The organism is Diaphorobacter caeni (genome assembly GCF_015354245.1).
GTDB classification, from domain to species: Bacteria; Pseudomonadota; Gammaproteobacteria; order Burkholderiales; family Burkholderiaceae_C; genus Diaphorobacter_A; species Diaphorobacter_A caeni.
This window is the reverse complement of sequence record NZ_JADKYZ010000004.1, coordinates 382,867-400,718: the sequence shown is the minus strand read 5'-3', so window position 1 is coordinate 400,718 and position 17,852 is coordinate 382,867. Positions and strand designations below refer to the sequence as shown.

Sequence of the window (17,852 nt, the reverse complement as noted above, 5' to 3'; positions counted from 1 at the left end):
GCTCGCCCGAAGCGCAGGATTCGTCAGTTGTCCGCCGTGAATCGGTACGGTATGGAGAGGGTGCTCACGATGCCACACGCAGACACCGCAGCCGCACATTCATGCGCTGCTGTAGCTGCTGTGCGGCGTCGAATGCCAACGCATCGGCTGTGGGCGCGGTGAGCACGGCCAATGCAGGCGCACCGCTTGGCGCATCGGAATGTACCCATTTGCGACGCAACACGCGTAGCCCGGCCTTCTCCAGTTGCCGCACCACACCAGCTTCACAGAGGCTGGTGTCGGACTCCACGCACAGCAGATGGGCGGTGACCACCTCGCCCATGGGCAGTACAGCGGGTGCAGCGCCGTCGTGCACGCGCGTTCCCAGCGTGGGCACGCTGCGATCCTGGTGTGACGCCGGCAGGCGCGCCAGATCGATCAGATCCGCCACCACGGCCGATGCCGTGGGCTCCGCGCCCGCACCCGCGCCGCTGTAGAAGGCGGGGCCGCTCGCGTCACCATGCACCAGCACGCCGTTGGTCGCGCCATCCACGTTCGCCAGCGCATGGCGCACGGGAACGAGGGCCGGGTGCACGCGCAGCTCCACCGCGGAGCCCTGGCGACGTGCGGTGGCGAGCAGCTTTACGGCATAGCCGAGCTCGGAAGCGGCGGCAACGTCGGCACGTTGCAGATCGCGTATGCCCTCGACATGCACGGTGTCGAAATCCACCGCCATGCCGAACGCGTTCGCCGCCAGCAACGAGAGCTTGTGTGCGGCATCGACGCCATCCACATCGAACGCCGGATCGGCCTCGGCATAGCCGAGCTGCTGCGCCTCGGCGAGCGCCTCTGCAAATCCCAGGCCGGCATCGCGCATGCGCGTGAGGATGTAGTTGCTGGTGCCGTTCAGGATGCCCGTGACCGAGTCGATGCGATTGGCCGCAAGCGCCTCGCGCAGCGTCTTGATGATCGGGATGCTGCCTGCCACGGCGGCCTCGTAGGCGAGCTGGCGACCGTGCGCCGCAGCGGTTTCCGCGAGGTCTTCGCCATGCACCGCGAGCAGCGCCTTGTTGGCCGTGACCACATGCTTGCCCGCCGCCAGCGCGGCCTGCACCCAGTCGCGTGCAGGGCCGGTGCCTCCGGCCACCTCCACGAGCACGTCCACGTCGGGATGCGTGGCGACGTAGTGCGGATCAGCGCTGAGCTCGACGTGCTGCAGCGCCGCATCTCCGAGCTTCTGTGCAGCGCGCACCCGGTCGCGCACGGCGATGGCGACGATCTCCACGCCCCGGCCCGCGCGTGCGGCGATCAGGGGCTGGTTGCGCTGGAGAACGGTCCACGTGCCCATGCCCACGGTGCCGAGGCCGATCATGCCGATGCGCAGGGCGGGCAGTGTGGAGGCTCCCGTCGTGTGTGCCTGCGCGATGGCATTCAAGGGGGCGGGGCGAAGGCGTGGTTCGCTGTACATGGTGATGGACCTCTCCAAAAATGGCCTGCATTTCTTGCAGCGCCGAAAAACAAAAAACCCAGCTTGCCAGCTGGGTCGTCCGTATTTGGGGAGGGGATGATTCCAGGTGGCTGCCGGTACAGCCACCTAACACGCGCTAGGTAGCTGTGTTGGTAATAATCATCGTGGTCATTCGGGCACAGGCCGGAGACGCGCACTGGCTTGCGCTCACGCCGGTGGGGCGGAGTGCTGCTGGTGCTGCGTGGTTTGGGGCTGTGCTGAACATGTGGCCTTCAGTGTACTGGATTTTCGTTGGCGTGGTTTGCGTGCGTGCCAAACGACGCCGCGTCGCCCGCGTGCGGGCTGGACGTGCAAGGGCCAGCCGCGAAGTTCGGCGACGGCGGCTGTTTCCGCGCCGCCGAACGTCGGGCGTTCACTTCACCAGCGTGGCGACAAGAGTGATCTCGGGCACGCTCGCCAGCGCCTTGGACAGCGGGCAGCCCGCCTTGGCCTCGGCGGCGATCTTCTGAAACTGCTCGTCGCTGATGCCGGGAACCTTGGCGTTCAGCGTAAGCGCGATGCGGCTGATCTTGAAGCCGCCGGATTCGGCCATGAGGCGCACCTTGGCGGTGGTGTCCACCGTCTCGGTCTTGATGCCCGCGCCGTCGCAGGCGAACGAGAACGCCATCGCGAAGCAGGCCGCGTGCGCGGCGGCGAGGATTTCCTCGGGGTTGGTGGCCTTGCGGTCGTCGCCGAAGCGGCTGGCGAATCCGTAAGGCGCCTTGTTCAGTGCACCGGTTTCGGTGGAGATTTCTCCCGTGCCTTCCTTGCCGGCACCTTGCCAGTGGACGGATGCGGATTTTTCTGCGGACATGGCGTACTCCTCGCTGTGGGCGAACCCGTAAAAAGTGGATCAGAACACAGGCGGCGGCACGAAGGAGTGGACGAATGGACATGCTCTGTCAGTCGATTCCTACGACCGTGCGCCGACACTGCGGCCCCCACCTTACCAAACGTTAATGAAAGCTTTATCCACGGCCGGAAGTGCCCTGCCTAGCATCGCGTCCATTGATGAGCACGAGGTGTGAAGTGAACAAGCAAATGGCGAGACAAGGCAAATGGGCGGGGCGCGTTCCCGCAGTCGCGTTGGGGCTGACGGCGAGCCTGTTGCTCGGCGTGACGCTGTCGGGGTGTGATGCGTCGTCGGCGGCCGCCGCCGCAGCGACCGAGGCGCGGCAACCCGGGAAAGCGAACAACGACGCCAACCGCGATGCCAATCGTGATGCCAACCGCGACGTGGTGCGGCTGGAATCCGCATCGGTGAAGATGCTGGGAATCGAACCTGTGGCGGCCGCGAGTGGCACGCAGATGGCCTGGGCTCCCGCGCAGGTCGCTTTTGTGGAAGACCGCACTGCGGCGGTGTCGGTGCCGGTGGCCGCGCGCGTGGTGTCCGTTCAGGCGCATGTGGGCGATGTGGTGAAGGCGGGCGACGTGCTCGCCACGCTGGTCAGTCCCGATGCCTTGCGCACGCGCCATGAGCTGGCGGCGGCAAGGACCGCGCGCGACGTGGCCGCCGTGGAGGCGCAGCGCTACCAGACCATGGTGGACAAGGGCGTGGGGATCGACGTGGACCTGCGCGCCGCGCAGGCCAAGCTGCGCGAATCGGGCCAGGAGCTGGCGCGCGCGTCCGGTACCGTGGCGCTGCTCGGCTCGGGCGATGGAGACAGACTGGTACTGCGCGCGCCACGTGCGGGCGTGATTGCCGAGCGCAAGGCGCAAGTCGGTGCCGCCATGGATGCCGGAGCCGCGCTGTTCACCATCGGCGATCCGGGCGTGATGAACGTGGTCGCGCAGGTGTTCGAGAGCGATCTGCAGGGCGTTGCCGTGGGCAGCCCGGTGCAGGTCGAAGCGCCGCAGATCACCAAACCGATGGCAGGCAAGGTGCGCTATCTGGGTGCCACGCTCGACAAGGACTCGCGACGCGCGTCGGTGGTCGTCGATCTCGATCAGCAGAATCCCGCGCTGCGCGCCGGCATGCAGGTGAAGGTGGGCGTGCAGACATCGAGCGCGCACGAGATGATGATTCCCGTGACCGCCGTGCTCATCAAGGACGAAAGCCGCAGCGTGGTTTTCGTGCAGCGCTCGGAAAACGAGTTCGAGGCGCGCACTGTGCAGCTGGGCCGTCCCACACGCGGCATGGTGCCGGTGATCAGTGGCTTGCAGCCGGGCGAGAAGATCGTCGTCAAGGGCGGTCTGCTCTTGGATGGCGCAGCCAACCAGCTCCTGTGACATGAAGTACCCCCTGAGTCGCTTCGCGCCTTCCCCCTCAAGGGGGACGCCGCCAGTGGCCCGGCAAAGCCGGTTCCACGGCGTCCGCTGGCATGGCCTGCTCCGCGGCCTTCGGATCGAAAACACCGGGATGGTGTTGACAAGTGCGCTCTCGTTGAGCCGAAAACAAGAACAAGGCAGGAAGAAGTCCGCATGCTGAATTCCTTCATTTCCTTCGTGGTGCACCGTCGCCTGCTGGCGTTGTGCGCCACGGCGCTGATCGCGATCTATGGTGTCTGGTCGTATCTGCATACCGCCATCGAGGCCTACCCGGACGTGACCAACGTGCAGGTCGGCGTGATCGCGCAGGCCCCGGGCCTCGCGCCCGAAGAGGTCGAGCGCCAGATCACCCAGCCGCTGGAGCGCGAGCTCAACGGCACGCCGGGGCTGGTGTCGCTGCGCTCCGAGAGCTACTTCGGGCTCGCGATGATCAACCTCGTCTTCAACGATGACGCGGTGAGCTTCAACGCGCGCGCCGAGGTCTCGCAGCGCCTGCCGCAGGCCGATCTGCCGCCGGGCGTGACGCCCGAGATGGCGCCGGACTACACGCCGCTCGGCAAGATTTTCTACTACCGTCTGGAGAGTGACCGCCACACGCTCGCGCAGCTGCGCACCGAGCAGGAATGGCATGTGGTGCGTGTCCTGAAACAGGTGCAGGGCGTGGCCGACGTGGTGAGCGTGGGCGGCTTCGTGAAGGAGTTCCACGTCGAGGTCGATCCCGAAAAGCTGTATTCGCTGGGCCTGTCGATCGACGACGTGAGCGATGCGCTCGCCAAGTCCAACCGCAACGTCGGTGGCGGCCTGATGCGCCGTGGCGAACAGTCGCTGATCGTGCGCGGCATCGGTCTGCTCAAGTCGCCCCAGGAGATCAACGAGGTCGTGGTCGCCATGCGCGGCGGCGCGCCGGTGACGATCGGCGATGTGGCGCGCGTGGTGCAGTCGCACACGCCGCGTCAGGGCTCCGTCGGTCAGAACGAACACGACGACGTGGTGCAGGGCATCGTGCTGCTCAAGCGCGGCGAGAACCCGTCCGTGGTGCTCGACGACATCCATGCCAAGGTGGCCGAACTCAACAGCGGTGGCCTGCCCGAGGGCATGCACATGACCACCAATTACGACCGCTCCGATCTGGTCGGCCACACGCTGGCCACGGTGCAGCACAACCTGCTGTTCGGCGCGACGCTGATCGTGGCCGTGCTGTGGCTGTTCCTGCGCAGCGTGCGCGGCTCGCTGATCGTGGCGACGGTGATTCCGCTGTCGCTGCTGGTGGCCTTCATCGGCCTGCATCTGCTGGGCATGCCGGCCAACCTGATCTCGATGGGCGCCATCGACTTCGGCATCATGGTGGACGGGGCGGTGGTGCTGGCCGAGAACATCATCCGCAATGCGCGTTTGCGAAAACCGCAGACCGCCAACGACATGCGCCACATCATCATCGATTCGGCCGTGGCCGTGGCCAAGCCCACGCTGTTCGCGATGGCCATCGTGATCGCGGCGCTGATTCCGGTGTTCTCGCTGCAGAGCATCGAGGGGCGCATCTTCCGTCCGCTCGCGATGACCTACAGCTTCGCGCTGCTCGGCGCGCTGGTGTTCGCGATGGGGCTGGTGCCCGCGCTGTGCGCGCTGTTCCTCAAGCCCAAGCATGTAATGGTGGAAGAGCCCAAGATTTTTGACAAGGCCCATCATGGTTATCAGCATTGGATCGGCAAGGTGCTGGGCGCCGCGCGCAGTCGGGGCACGGTGCTGATCGTCTCGCTCGCGGTGCTGGTGGTGGCGGGCATTTCGGCCAAGTTTCTCGGCACCGAATTCCTGCCCGAGCTCGATGAGGGCGATGCCTATGTGCTGGTGCAGATGCCCGCGTCGATCTCGCTCGAGAAGGGGCAGGAAGTGCTGCGCGATGTGCGCGTGAGACTCAAGGCCTTTCCCGAGGTGATCTCGGTGACCACTGAGCAGGGCCGCCCCGAATCGGGCACGGACAACGAGACCATCAACCTGGCCAAGTCGCTGGTGCGCCTGAAGCCGCACGGCGAGTGGCGCAAGGGCCTGACCAAGCCCGAGCTGATCGAGCAGATGCGCGCGAGCCTCGGCGAAATTCCGGGTGTGGCCTTCAACTTCGCGCAGCCGATTCGCGACAGCGTGGAAGAGTCCACCTCGGGCGCGCGCGGCCAGGTGGTGCTCAAGGTGTTCGGGCCCGACATTCCGACGCTGCGCTCCATCCTGCAGCAGACCATCGCGTCGACCAAGGACATTGAAGGCGTGGTCGATCTCGACCTGTATCGCGACGCGCCCGCGCCGCAGCTGCACGTCGAATTCGACCGCGCCGCGCTCGCTCGTCAGGGCATTGCGATGGAGACCGCGCAGAAGACGCTGGAGGTGGCGCTGGCCGGCAACATTTCCACCACGCTGTGGGAGGGCGAGTACCCCGTGCCGGTGCGCGTGCGCCTGCCGTATGTGGATCGCATGGACGAGGAGCGCATCCGCAACATCGCGATTCCGCTGCCCGATGGTGGTTCGGTGCCGCTGCACTCGGTGGGCAGCGTGGGCATCAAGATCGGCAATTCGTCGATCTTCCGCGAAGGCAATGCGCGCTACATGGCGCTGAAATTCAACGTCGAGGGTCGCGACATCGGCTCGGTGGTGCGCGACACGCTCGCCGCGTTCAACCAGAACGTGAAGATCCCCGATGGCTACCAGGCCGTCTGGGGCGGGGAGTGGGAGAACCAGCAGCGCGCCGCCGCGCGCCTCAAGGTGGTGGTGCCGCTGTCGCTGCTGATCGTGTTCGCGCTGCTGTTCAGTGCGCTGGGTCACGCGCGCAGCGCAGGCGTCATCTTGCTGTGCGCTCCGTTCACCATGGTGGGCGGCATCGCCGCGCTGCATCTCGCGCACATCGAGCTGTCGATCAGCGCGGCGATCGGTTTCATCGCGCTGCTGGGACAGGTCGCGCTGGCGGGATTGCTGGTGGTGTCCGCCGTGGAAGAGCTGCGCCGTCAGGGCATGCCGATGATGCAGGCGCTGATCGAAGGCACGGCCGAGCGCATGCGCTCCATCGTGCTGGTCGCCCTGCTCGCGCTGCTCGGCCTGTTGCCGATGGCCGTGTCCACCGGCGTGGGCAGCGAGACGCAGCGCCCGTTTGCATCGGTGATCGTCGGCGGCATGGTGATCCTGCCGATCGTCGCGCTCGTGCTGCTGCCGGTGCTGTATCTGCTGCTCGGCCCCAAGAACATGTTGACCCAGGAAGAAATCGATGAAGGCGCTCAAGATGACTAAGACTTACCGCTGGGTGGCCGCAGCGTCGCTGTGGGTCTGCGGTGCATGGCCCCTTGTGGCCGTGCATGCGGCGGATGCGGTCCATGCGCCGGTGGCGGGCACGGCCGGCCCATCCTCATCCTCATCCCCATCGTCCATGCCGCAGCAGCCCGTGACGATGGAGGAGTACCTGCGCCTGGTGGTGCGCAACCAGCCGGCGTTGGCCGCCAGCCGCCTCGAGACCGGACTCGCGCGCGCCGATACGGTGACGGCGTCGGCGTTTCCCAATCCCGTCGCGTCGGCCTATGGAAAGCCCGGCGAGCATGGTGTGGGCATCGAGCAGCCGATTCCCATCTTCGGTCAGCGCGGTCTGCGCATCGAGAACGCGAAGAAGGGCGAAATCACCGCCGCCGCGCATGTGGAGCTGGCGGTGAACGCGGCGCTGAACGATGCGGCTCAGGCCTTCAACGAGCTGCTGGTCGCGCAGCAGCGCGTGCAGGTCTGGCAGGACGCGCAGCAGTCGCTCGCCAAGGCCGCGTACATCGTGCGCGGGCAGATCGAAGCGGGCGCGCGCAGCCGCTATGACGGCGCTCGTCTCACGCTGCAGGAAGCGCAGATGAAGATGCAGGTGGCCAAGGCGAATGCCGCGCTCATGGCGGCCATCACCAACGCCGCCAAGGTGGCTGCCATGCCCACCTGGCAGGTGCGTGCCGAGGGCTCGCTCCAGACCTTGGAGCAGGTGCCGGTGCCCGATTTCGATACCCTCTGGAACCAGTCCAGCACGCGTCTGCCCGCGCTGCGAGCGGCGCAGGCAGAACTCGATCAGGCACGGCACAAGATCGAGGTCGCCAAGCGCGATGCCTATCCCACGCCGAGCGTCGGGGCGACCCGCGTGAAGAGCCGCAGCGACGGCAGCTATACGCAGTGGGGGGTGTCGGTGGAGATTCCGCTGTTCGACCGGAACAAGGGGAATATCGATCACGCGCGGATGGAGGCCGAACAGGCCGAGCTGCGCTGGCAGGCCGCGCAGCAGGAGGCTCAGGCGGCGCTGTTCAGCGCATTGCAGCAGCTGCAGCTCAAGCGTGAAAGCGTGCGGGCGTATGAGCAGGAGGGGCTCGCGCAGATCGAGCCGCTCAAGCGGATGTCCGGGGATGCCTACAAGCTGGGCCAAGGAGGGGTTCTTGAGCTGATCGATGCGCTCAGTTCCATCAGCGAGCATCGGCTGGAGTATCTGGATCTGGTGAAGGATTATCTGGATGCGGAGTGGCAGGTGCGGTTGTCTAGTGGGAATGTGCCTTCGCTGGATTGATCTTTTGGGCCTTTGCTGATTAGCTGATTTTTTGAGTTCTGAGGCCGGGACTGCCCCCGGCGGGGCAGTAACTTTTTGGTCTTGCCCAAAAAGTCACCAAAAATGCGCTTGTGGATACGGGGTCACGCGGCAGAACTCACTGCGCGACTGCGTCGCTCCGTTCGGACAACCGCCGCGAGTCAGAGGTTTCCCAAGAGGGGCGGCACTTCGCTTCGCTCGTGCTGCATCTCTGCGCACGTATAGTGGGGGATCGGTTCTCTTTGCTGTTTTTTCATGTACCGCTATCTCATCATCGAAGACGACGCGCTCAACGCCAGCTACATTGCGGACGGGTTGCGCGAGCAGGGGGCGCAGGTGGCGGTCTGCGGGGATGGGGTGCAGGGCATTGCGCTGGCGGTGGGGGAGCAGTGGGATGTGATCATTCTGGATCGCATGCTGCACGATGAGTTCGACGGACTGCAGATCCTGCAGACGCTGCGGGCGATTGGAAAGACGACTCCCGTGCTGGTGCTTTCGGCGCTGTCGGCCACCGATGAGCGGGTGCGGGGGTTGAAGGCAGGGTGTGATGACTACCTCACCAAGCCGTTTGCGTTTTCCGAGCTGTCGGCGCGGTTGGAGGCGTTGATGCGGCGGGCGCAGGTGCCTGCGCCCGTGCGCGAGATGAAGCTGGCGGATCTGCGGATCAACCTGATGACGCGCAGCGCGGATCGCGCTGGCGTGCCGCTGGCGCTGCAGCCGCGCGAGTTCCGGTTGCTGGCGTTTCTCATGCAGCACGCGCACCAGATCGTCACGCGCACCATGCTGCTGGAGTCGGTGTGGGACTACCGCTTCGATCCGCAGACCAACGTGATCGACGTGCACATCAGCCGCCTGCGCGGCAAGGTGGACAAGGGGTTTGAGCCGGCGCTGATCCACACCGTGCGCGGCGTGGGCTACAGCCTGACGGATGCGCCGCAGCGGCTGCCACAGGGCGCCTGATGGCGGGAGGCGACTGATCAACATGTCCACGCGCGCCAAGCCCTGGAGTTCCACCGCGTTTCGCCTTGCGCTGCAGTTTGCGGGGCTGATGGTGCTGACCATGGCCATCGTGCTCGCGGTGTTCTACGTGCAGACCGTGGGCGTGCTGCGCGTGCGGGTGGATCGGCAGGCCGAGACGCATCTCAAGCGCCTTGTGGAGCATGCACAGAAGAATGGGCAGCAGTCGCTGGAGGCCGAGATCCGTCAGACGCTCGAGGATGGAGTGAACACGGATACCGAGATCATCATCCTGATGGATGGACATGGCGCGCCAGTCATCGGCAACGCGAGCGTGGTGCCGCAGCGGCGGCTCACCACCATGGGCATGCGCGAGCTCAAGGTGCGTCGCGGGGGGCACATCGTGACGGGACGGGTGTCGGTGGCCGAGCTGCCGAGCGGGCAGTTTCTCGCGGTGGGGACGGACATGCAGCAGCAGCGCGACATGGAGGATCTGGTCGGCCGCGCGAGTCTGATGGCTGCAGTGATCGCGTTTTTCATGGCGATCGGCGGTGCACTCACGTTCCGACGTGTGGTGGACGAACGCGCCGCAGCGATCCGCAGCACCATGGCGCGGGTGGCTGCGGGCGATCTGAGCCAGCGCATTCCGGTGGCTGGACGCGATGATGAATTCACGCTGCTCAATCGCGACATCAACAGCATGCTCGACCGGCTCGAGCAGCTCATGGAGGGCATACGCCACGTCTCCAACACCATCGCGCACAACCTGCGCACGCCGCTCACCCGTATCACGCTGCAGCTGCGCAATGCGCGCCAGCTCGGACCCGAGGAGCAGGCGGCGACGCTTGCGCGCGTGTCGGGCGAGGTCGAGGAATTGGGCGTCGTGTTCGACAAGCTGCTGCAGATCGCCGAAGTGGAAAGCGGCACCAGCCGCGCGAGCTTCGCGCCGGTGGACATCAACGCGCTGCTGCTGGACGTGGCGGAGTTCTACGAGCCGCTGCTCGACGATGGCGATGGCACGCTGCAGGTGGAGGCGCAGCCCGGTCTCTCGGTGCTTGGCGACGGCGATCTGATTGCGAGCGCGGTGGCCAATCTGCTGGACAACGCGATCAAGTACGGCGGTTCGAGCGACGCGGAAAGCCATGTGCGGCCAGTGCATATCGTGGTGACCGCAAGGCGCGCGGCCTCGGGTGTGGAGATGCTGGTGCAGGACAACGGCCCCGGCGTGGACCCGCAGGCCATCGAGAAGATGACCCGCCGTTTTTTCCGCGCGCGCAAGGACCGCAGCGGCTACGGCCTTGGCCTTGCGAGCGTGAATGCCATCGTGCAGTTGCATGGCGGACGGCTCGACTTCACGAATCTGCCGCAGGGTCTGCAGGCGCGCATCTGGCTGCCGGAGCTGCCCGCGCCCATGGCGGTGGCTTCGGCCTAGGGAGCCTCTGCACGAATGAGATCGACGCGTGCCAGCGCAGCCTCGGGCGGTCGTCTGCGTTGAACATCCCATCCCGATCTGCATCCAGTCGCTTGACGGTCAATTGGTGCAGAGGCTCCCTAGCGGCGCTCCCGCGTGCTGTACCAGCAGATCAGCGAGCCGAGCGTGACCAGCGCCACGCCCTGCCAAAAGCTCCATGAGGGCGTGACGTTCAGCCACACCGTTCCCACCAGAGCCGAAAGCACGGGCGTGAAATACGAGCCCACGGCCATCACGGTGAGGTCGCCATGGCGGATGCCGTAGTCCCAGCAGCTGTAGCCCAGCGCGGTGAGCCCGCCGAGCGCAGCGAGCTGCAGCAGTGCGGGCACGGTGAAGTGCATCGCCGGTTCGTCACTGAACGCATGGTGCAGCCACAGGCACAGCGAAACGCCCCAGAGAAACAGTGACAGCGCATTCGCACCTCGTCCGTACAGGCGCGCCAACACCGAATAGCAGGGCCAGAGCAACGCGGCGGCGAACGCCAGACCGTAGGCCAGCGGATTGCTTCGCACATTGGCCCACAGGCCCGCGATGGAGAACTGACCGTCGCCCTGCAGCACCATCACGATGCCCAGCATGGCGAGCAGCACGCCCGGAACCAGTCCCCAGCGAAAGCGCTGCAGCCCGAGCGCGGTCGCCAGCACCACGGTGAGGCTGGGCCAGAGGTAGTTGATCATGCCGAGCTCGAGCGTCTGCGTGCGGTCGCTCGCAAAGCCGATGGACAGCGCCAGCCCGATCTCATATGCCACGAAGATCAGCCCGCATCCCCAAACATAGACCGGGTTCCAGGCCCGCAATTGCGACCATTTCGGCAGGCCGAAGCGCAGACTGACCAGCAGCGCGCTCAGTGAAAAAACGCTTGCCGCACCGCCCACCGGGCCCAGATGCTCGGCCACGCTGCGGAACAGACCGACCGATGTTGACCAGCACAGGATCGCCGCAAGGCCGATCAGCGTGGCGCGGGAGGAGGGCGCGGACATGGATGTGTATCCAGCGCGAATCAGCGCGGGCGCCGCGCGCCATACGCGCAGAATCCGGGCTTGGGGCTCTTCTTTTGCGGATGCAGCCGGCAGGTCTCCGGCCGCGTTTCATACACCGTGCAGAGGCGCGTCTTTTCGTCCAGAAAATTGCAGTCCCCGCTCGCGCGGCGGCCCATGGTGAAAATGGTGTTCTTGTGGTTGAAGTGGTCGATGACCTTCATCTTCAACAGGCGCTTGGCGATCAGCTTGACATCGACATGCTCGACCTCGAACGCATCGACGATGCCAAGACGCACCAGATCGGAGAGCTGCACTTCCAGCGGCATGGTGCAGCAGTTGGCGGCGCAGGTGTCGCACATGCCTGCGCGGTAGCGTTGCCAGGTCTCGACGCGGTCCACGTCTACGATGGCGATGGGGGATCTCATGATGGTGTTGCTCTGTCAGCGCTGGCTCGAAGGGCGAAATTGTAGAGAACTTGTCTACGGAGCGCCTGGAGCGGGGTGCTGTGCGGCCATCATGAGGACCGGTGAAATCGAGTGGGTCAGCGCCAGCAGTCCTTCACCGTGCCGGGTTTCCCAGCTTCCATGCCCTTGGCGCCGAGTGCATTGAGCGTGAAGTTGCCGCATTTTTTGTCGGCAACTTGCGCACCATTGCGCGTCGCCGTCAGTGTGTAGCCATTGTCGGCCGTGATGGTCAGCTTGTAGTATTCACGCTCCGAAAGATCGCCATGTCCCAGTCTCAGATCAGAGACGGTGGTCGTGTAGCTGCCATTCTGCGCACGCCAACGCTCCTGCTTGGCCGCCGCGTCGCTCAATAACGCCATGCCTTCGGTGCGCCGTGAGCGGATCACATACTCCTGGTACGACGGGTAGGCGATGGCGGCCAGAATGCCGACCACCGCCACCGTGATCATCAACTCGATCAGCGTGAAGCCGCCTTCCCGGTGTATTTTTCTTCTGATTGCTGCTTTCATTTTTTGCACTTCTCTCTCCTCAAATTCTGCGGCGTCCGACCGGGCTCCGGCGGCATGCACCGGAGCCTTTGTGGGGCGGATTCCTGATGGGCCGATCGATCAGGTCGGCTGACGACGCCAGCTCTGGCGACCTCGCTCGACACCCGAGTTGACACCCAGTCCATCAGTTTTTCCGCCCGGCGGGATAGCCTTGCCGCCTGCGATGGTGGTCTTGCCCGGATCGAACTCCGTGCCATTCACGTCGGCGTTGTTGATCTGGTCGGAAGTATCGTATTTGCCGTCGTTGTTCATATCGAATGCCGTGAAGTCGGTCTTGCCGCCGTCGTTGGGGTCGATGGCATAGATGGTTCCAGTAATGCTTGCCTGGCAAGGGTCTTCCGAGGTGCGAATCGAGTTGAAGACAAGGCTCTTTCCATAGAGCTTCATGTCATACACCATTTGTTCACCGGTGCGCGGCAGGTCCACATACCAGCCCCAGCTGTTCACGTCGTCGTCGGTTGTGCCGCCACCGGTCTTGTACCAGGTGACCGCGTCGCCGGTCAGCTTGTAGTTGGTGGAGGCGGCGATGGCGGTGAACGTTTGCTGGTGCAGATCGTCACGCGTCTTGCTGGCGCTCGGTAGCGTCGCGGGGGCTGTCGTGCCCTTGGCGCTGTATCGATCCCAGATGCCGTACATGGTCTGTTGCTGTGTGCTTTCCTTGTCGGCATTGGAGAGGAAGCGGCCCGTCCCCACGATGACCAAATCGCCAGGGCCTGTGGGATGCTTGAGCACGTAGGGGGCGGCCGTGATCGGCTGGCGGGCTCCAGCCGTGGCTTTGTCGCGGGCAACAAACATCGTCTGTGCAGTCCAAGCGGTTGGAGCGCCACTGTTGAGATCGAAGCGCCAGAGGTTGCCGGCCAGATCGCCCGCATAGGCCATGTCGACCATACCGTCGGCGTTGTTGTCGATTGCGGACAGGCTCGAGAGGCCATTGCCAATCGGCAGGGACGCCGTGAGTTCGGTGGCCGTCATGCCTCCAGGGAGATCGAACTTGCGCAGGACGTTGCCATTGGCGATGTCGAGCACGAACAGATTGGCGTTGCCGGCGGTGCTGCTCAGGCCTTGATACCCGTTAGGCAGCAGAACCACCCACTTGCCGGATCCGCCATCGGCTGAATTGTTGAGTCGCGCGACGGTGGGCTGTGGAACGGCGTAGCCCATGTCGGTGCTTTGAGCCTCGCCGAATTCCCACAACAATTTGGGCGTCGTGGGATTGGTGACATCAAGCGCAAAGATCTGGCGGCCACCCGCTCCCATGTTGCCGATGAGTACCTTGTGCCAATCATTGCCGAAATAGACATCGGTGACGATGGGCGTGCCGTCCACGAAGTAACGGTGTGCCAGGCCTTTGGCCGTGCCGTAATTCGGAGACGTCAAGATGGACAAGGTCGTCTTCGCCGATGAAGGGACAAACGCGAACTCTTCCTTGCCGGTACCAGCATTGAACGCATGCAACATGCCGTCGTTGGAGCCGACATAGATCATCTCCGTGTTTGCGGCCTGTGACGTGAGGTAGGCTTCATATTTGGTCGTGCCTTCCAACTTGTCGGCCGCACCCGGGCGGTATCTTCCGCCGTTGACGCGCACCAGCGAGGAGTTCACGATGTCGCCGAGCACGTTGTATTTGTCCGAGGGGAGCTTGTGGCGCACGCGCACGGTGTTGTCGATATTTCCGCGGAGGAAATCGATGCGCTGTTCGGCCTTGCCATCTGCCGTCAACGTGGTGGGGTTGAGGTTGAGTGCAGTGATCCAAGCGGCGTCATTGGGGCGCCCGCTCATGACGGAGTACTTGAAGTCGACCAGTTCCGCAGAGCCGTCCGCCTTCTTGCTTCCATAGTAGATCTTGCGGTCACTGTAGCTCACTTTGGCCAGTTCTTCCGCTGCGCTCCAGGTTGTGGACTTGACTCCTTCCGTGATGTCCTTGCGGATCACGTCACCGCTCCAGAAATCGGCCTCGAACGAGGTATTGAAGACCGCCACACCATCGGAGAGGTCTGCGGAGGTTTGGCTCACATTGGCGGCAGTGACCGATGTGGTGTTTTGCAGGATGCTGTTGAACGCCTTGGTCATCTGGTCCTTCAGCGTGGTGGCGTTGGTGACAAGGAAGTAGTTGTCCGGATCGCCAGTCTTTTGATTGATCGACGGAGTATCCAGGCCGTACTTCGCTGCATACCAGAGGGGACCTTTGAGGAAGCTGCCCGACTCAGCAGTGCCGGGTGTGAACGAACGGATCGACTGGAGACCCAGGTTGGTGCATTCGGCAATATCTGCATCCGACAGACCGGCACGGGCACAGAATCCGGGTTGGCGGCCTTGAGGCGTGTTGTACTTGTAGAAGACAGAGCCCGTGTCCTTGTCACGCACGTCGAGGTACATGCCGTCTGCTGTGGTGCCGGAGATCACGTAACCCATATGCTGGCCGATGCCACCGGCTGCAAACTCGGAGATCAGATTGATCTTCACAGTCTTCCCGTCTTCCTGCAGAGCGATCACATAACGTGTGATTGCATCCATGTCATGGTCTGCGCCTTGCTCCACGTCTTCATAGTTGATGCGGAATTCGGCATATGCCCGACCGCCGTTGACATTCGCGTCCACATCGGCGGTGCCCGTGTTGGCGATCTTGTCGACGTAGAAGTCCACGATCTGATTGGTGGGCGTGAATTTCGTGTTGTCGATGTTGTAGCCGGTGACCGATTTCGCGAACGGTGCCACAGTGATGAATTTCCCGTCACCCACTGGGAAGCGAATTTCGGGTAGGGGTGATGCGATGGCCACCGAGTAGGTCATCATTTTGTTGTTCTTGTTTGTGCCTTTGCCGAAGACTGCGTTTTTGGCGGCAAAGCGAGCAACTGCGGCCGAATAATAGGTGCCTTCCTTGCTGGGCTCCAATGGAGACAGACCGCGAGCCCACGACAGGGCATTGATCGTTTTCACAGAAGGCGCCTGATCGGCGTTGTTCGTCTCGGATTGACCGATGAAGAACTTCTTGCCGTTGATGCCTTCATCCGAGCCAATTGAGTCCGCCTCCGTCGATGCGTTGAACCCACTCAGCGCGGCGATGTCGTTGGAGACATCGCTGTAGCGGCTGCCGGGCACTTTGCCATCGTAGGATGGGTTGATGTCGCTGATGACCGTCATCACTGGTTTGGCGCAATGCTCGTATCCGCCGCCACCACTGGATTTGGCCTTGTAGGGCGAGACCCAAGCAGGTTTGGAGAGGCCCAGCTTGGCGTCCTTGGTGCTGGACGCATTGCCATAGGCATAGGTGGGGTAGGCTTGGCTGGCCCCGCCGAAGTAGCGCAGGGTCTCGTACATCATTTCGCCGATGGGGTTGCCCCACATCGCGCAATCAGATGGATTGCCCAGCTTGCTGATCGCTTTGTCGGTGATCCAGCCACAGGTACCCCAAGTGGAGCCGTTGTAGCCTACCGAGCGTTGATGGTCGATGTTGTAGACGATGCCTTGCACTGAGGATTTGAACTGGCCGGTCACGGCGTCCACTTCATCGGCAAAATTGCCGATATTGCGGCGCAGTGTGCCGCCCGCGATGTTCTTTTCGTAGGAGCCGGTCAGCAAGCCGAAGTACATCTTTTCGCTTTCACCGAATTCATGCAGCAGCCCCGTTGGCTTGTACACGGTCTGACCACCCGCATTGGGGTAAGGCTTGCAGCTGGCTTCACGCAGTCCGTCGTTGTTCGCTCCTGCGGGGCAGACTTCGACACGCAGGTTGTAATCCACGATGGAATTGGCAGGCTGCTCTCGTTGCATGGCAAGGCCCCAACCGTCGCCTCCGCCCGTATCCAAGTGCCTGAAAGTGACGTTGAATGTGCCGGGGGAGTTGAACGTGATGGTCTTTGAATGGGCGTCAAAGGTCGCATCGGAACGGCCCTGCCCGTGTCCGCCATACCAGCCCCAGTTGGACGTTCCAATGGTGACATCCACCGAATCGTCACCATCGATGCCGAACTTGTAGGTGCCTGCAAGGGGGATGACGAGCTGTCCCGTTATCCGGGTCATGTAGTTGTTCTGCCCACATCCATTGGAACCGGTGAATGGGTTGTTGTCACCTCCGGTGACGTTGATGTCCGAGATCGACCCTGTACCGCAAAAATTGGCAGCAACGGCCAATGTGTCGAACTGCGAGTCCATTTGGCTCAGGTTGCCTGGAGCGCCAGGCGCGCCGGGACGGTTCCAGGTCGTGATGGTCAGGTTCTTGAATGAAGACGCAGGAATCGGGTCATAGACCTTGACCGTTGTGCTCTGGGTGCAGGACCCGGTGCCATCGCAATTGTTTTGTCCCGCATTGCCTTGTTGTGAAATCCAGTTCCAGATCTGAAAGCGTGAGTTGTCGAGAACACGCAGGTGCGTGATCACATCGGCTGTTTCCGTCGGTTCGCCGAGCGTGGTGACTGCGAACAGGTGGCGCGTGCCAAATGCAGGCTGCGTCAGCGGTGCGTAGTTCTCGATCTTGTAGACGTTGAAGTCACGCACGGGATCATAGGACTTGCCGGATGCATGCGCATCGCGCGTGATGTAGGCAGCCTGCAGCACAGTGCGGCCGGGCGTGGTGGTGTCGCCCTTGGTGTCGAGCGCGCGCGTGCCGCCGTAGAGCACGCGGCGGATGGCGTCCATGCGCGAGGTGCCCAGATAGTTCAGGAAGTCACCGCTCCATGCGTTCACGCACTGCTTCTTGTTGTCGCCGGTCGCAGCCGATACGGGCCTGAATACGCCCGCCACGCCGTTCACCGTGTCGGCTGTGTCATAGTTGTAGCAGACATTGCTGTTGAAGTACCCGTAATACGTGATCTTGTCCGGCTTGTACCCCACGTCGATCACGCCGTCTCCATCGAGATCGGAGGCGTCGTTGTAGGCTTCGTAGTACAGCTTGTGATCGCGTCCCATCACCAGCATGTTCAGCGGCGCGAGGGCCTGGCTCACGAACAGGGGCGTCTGCGACAGGGCCGAAGTCGTGCCTTGGGCCTGCACGAGCTGGCTGCCCACCAGCAGCAGGGCACCGGCGGCGATCGCCGTGGCCTGCAGCGTGTGGATCATCCTCGCGGACGGAGGACGCTTGGGGGTAGTTGCATGTGTCATGGTTGCTT

At 63.6% G+C, this 17,852-nt stretch carries 11 protein-coding genes; 5 read left to right on the top strand and 6 right to left on the bottom strand.

The window, feature by feature from the left end; translation table 11 throughout:
- Window positions 1–64: 64 nt before the first annotated feature.
- Window positions 65–1,447, bottom strand: a complete 1,383-nt coding sequence (locus ISG32_RS12620) for a homoserine dehydrogenase (RefSeq protein WP_194771352.1) — start codon at window positions 1,445–1,447, stop codon at window positions 65–67.
- Between the two features lie 412 nt (window positions 1,448–1,859).
- Entirely contained in the window at window positions 1,860–2,300 is a 441-nt protein-coding gene (locus ISG32_RS12615) for an OsmC family peroxiredoxin (protein WP_194771351.1), read from the bottom strand.
- 215 nt (window positions 2,301–2,515) lie between these two features.
- Here ISG32_RS12615 and ISG32_RS12610 point away from each other — a divergent pair, with 215 nt between their 5' ends.
- From ISG32_RS12610 to ISG32_RS12590, 5 genes are all read left to right on the top strand, one after another.
- Window positions 2,516–3,715, top strand: coding sequence for an efflux RND transporter periplasmic adaptor subunit (locus tag ISG32_RS12610; RefSeq protein WP_407645052.1), 1,200 nt, complete (start codon window positions 2,516–2,518; stop codon window positions 3,713–3,715).
- Window positions 3,716–3,907: 192 nt separating this feature from the next.
- Window positions 3,908–7,021, top strand: coding sequence for an efflux RND transporter permease subunit (locus tag ISG32_RS12605; protein ID WP_194771350.1), 3,114 nt, complete (start codon window positions 3,908–3,910; stop codon window positions 7,019–7,021).
- Window positions 7,014–8,309, top strand: coding sequence for a TolC family protein (locus ISG32_RS12600; protein WP_228529775.1), 1,296 nt, complete (start codon window positions 7,014–7,016; stop codon window positions 8,307–8,309). The genes ISG32_RS12605 and ISG32_RS12600 overlap by 8 nt, the downstream gene beginning before the upstream one ends.
- A gap of 273 nt (window positions 8,310–8,582) precedes the next feature.
- Entirely contained in the window at window positions 8,583–9,287 is a 705-nt protein-coding gene (locus ISG32_RS12595; protein WP_194771348.1) for a response regulator transcription factor, read from the top strand.
- 22 nt (window positions 9,288–9,309) lie between these two features.
- Complete coding sequence (locus tag ISG32_RS12590; protein WP_194771347.1) at window positions 9,310–10,716, top strand: HAMP domain-containing sensor histidine kinase; 1,407 nt, start codon at window positions 9,310–9,312, stop codon at window positions 10,714–10,716.
- Between the two features lie 119 nt (window positions 10,717–10,835).
- On the opposite strand, the gene yddG is transcribed toward ISG32_RS12590, so the two are convergent.
- The 4 genes from yddG to ISG32_RS12570 form a co-directional block, all read right to left on the bottom strand.
- Window positions 10,836–11,735: an aromatic amino acid DMT transporter YddG gene (gene yddG / locus ISG32_RS12585; RefSeq protein WP_194771346.1), complete on the bottom strand. Its 900-nt coding sequence runs from the start codon at window positions 11,733–11,735 to the stop codon at window positions 10,836–10,838.
- A 20-nt stretch (window positions 11,736–11,755) separates the two neighbouring features.
- Complete coding sequence (locus ISG32_RS12580) at window positions 11,756–12,160, bottom strand: YkgJ family cysteine cluster protein (protein WP_194771345.1); 405 nt, start codon at window positions 12,158–12,160, stop codon at window positions 11,756–11,758.
- Between the two features lie 116 nt (window positions 12,161–12,276).
- Window positions 12,277–12,708 (bottom strand): type IV pilin protein, encoded by a 432-nt coding sequence (locus tag ISG32_RS12575; RefSeq protein ID WP_228529774.1) that lies wholly within the window; start codon window positions 12,706–12,708, stop codon window positions 12,277–12,279.
- 99 nt (window positions 12,709–12,807) lie between these two features.
- Window positions 12,808–17,844: a pilus assembly protein gene (locus tag ISG32_RS12570; RefSeq protein WP_228529773.1), complete on the bottom strand. Its 5,037-nt coding sequence runs from the start codon at window positions 17,842–17,844 to the stop codon at window positions 12,808–12,810.
- Between the last annotated feature and the right edge of the window lie 8 nt (window positions 17,845–17,852).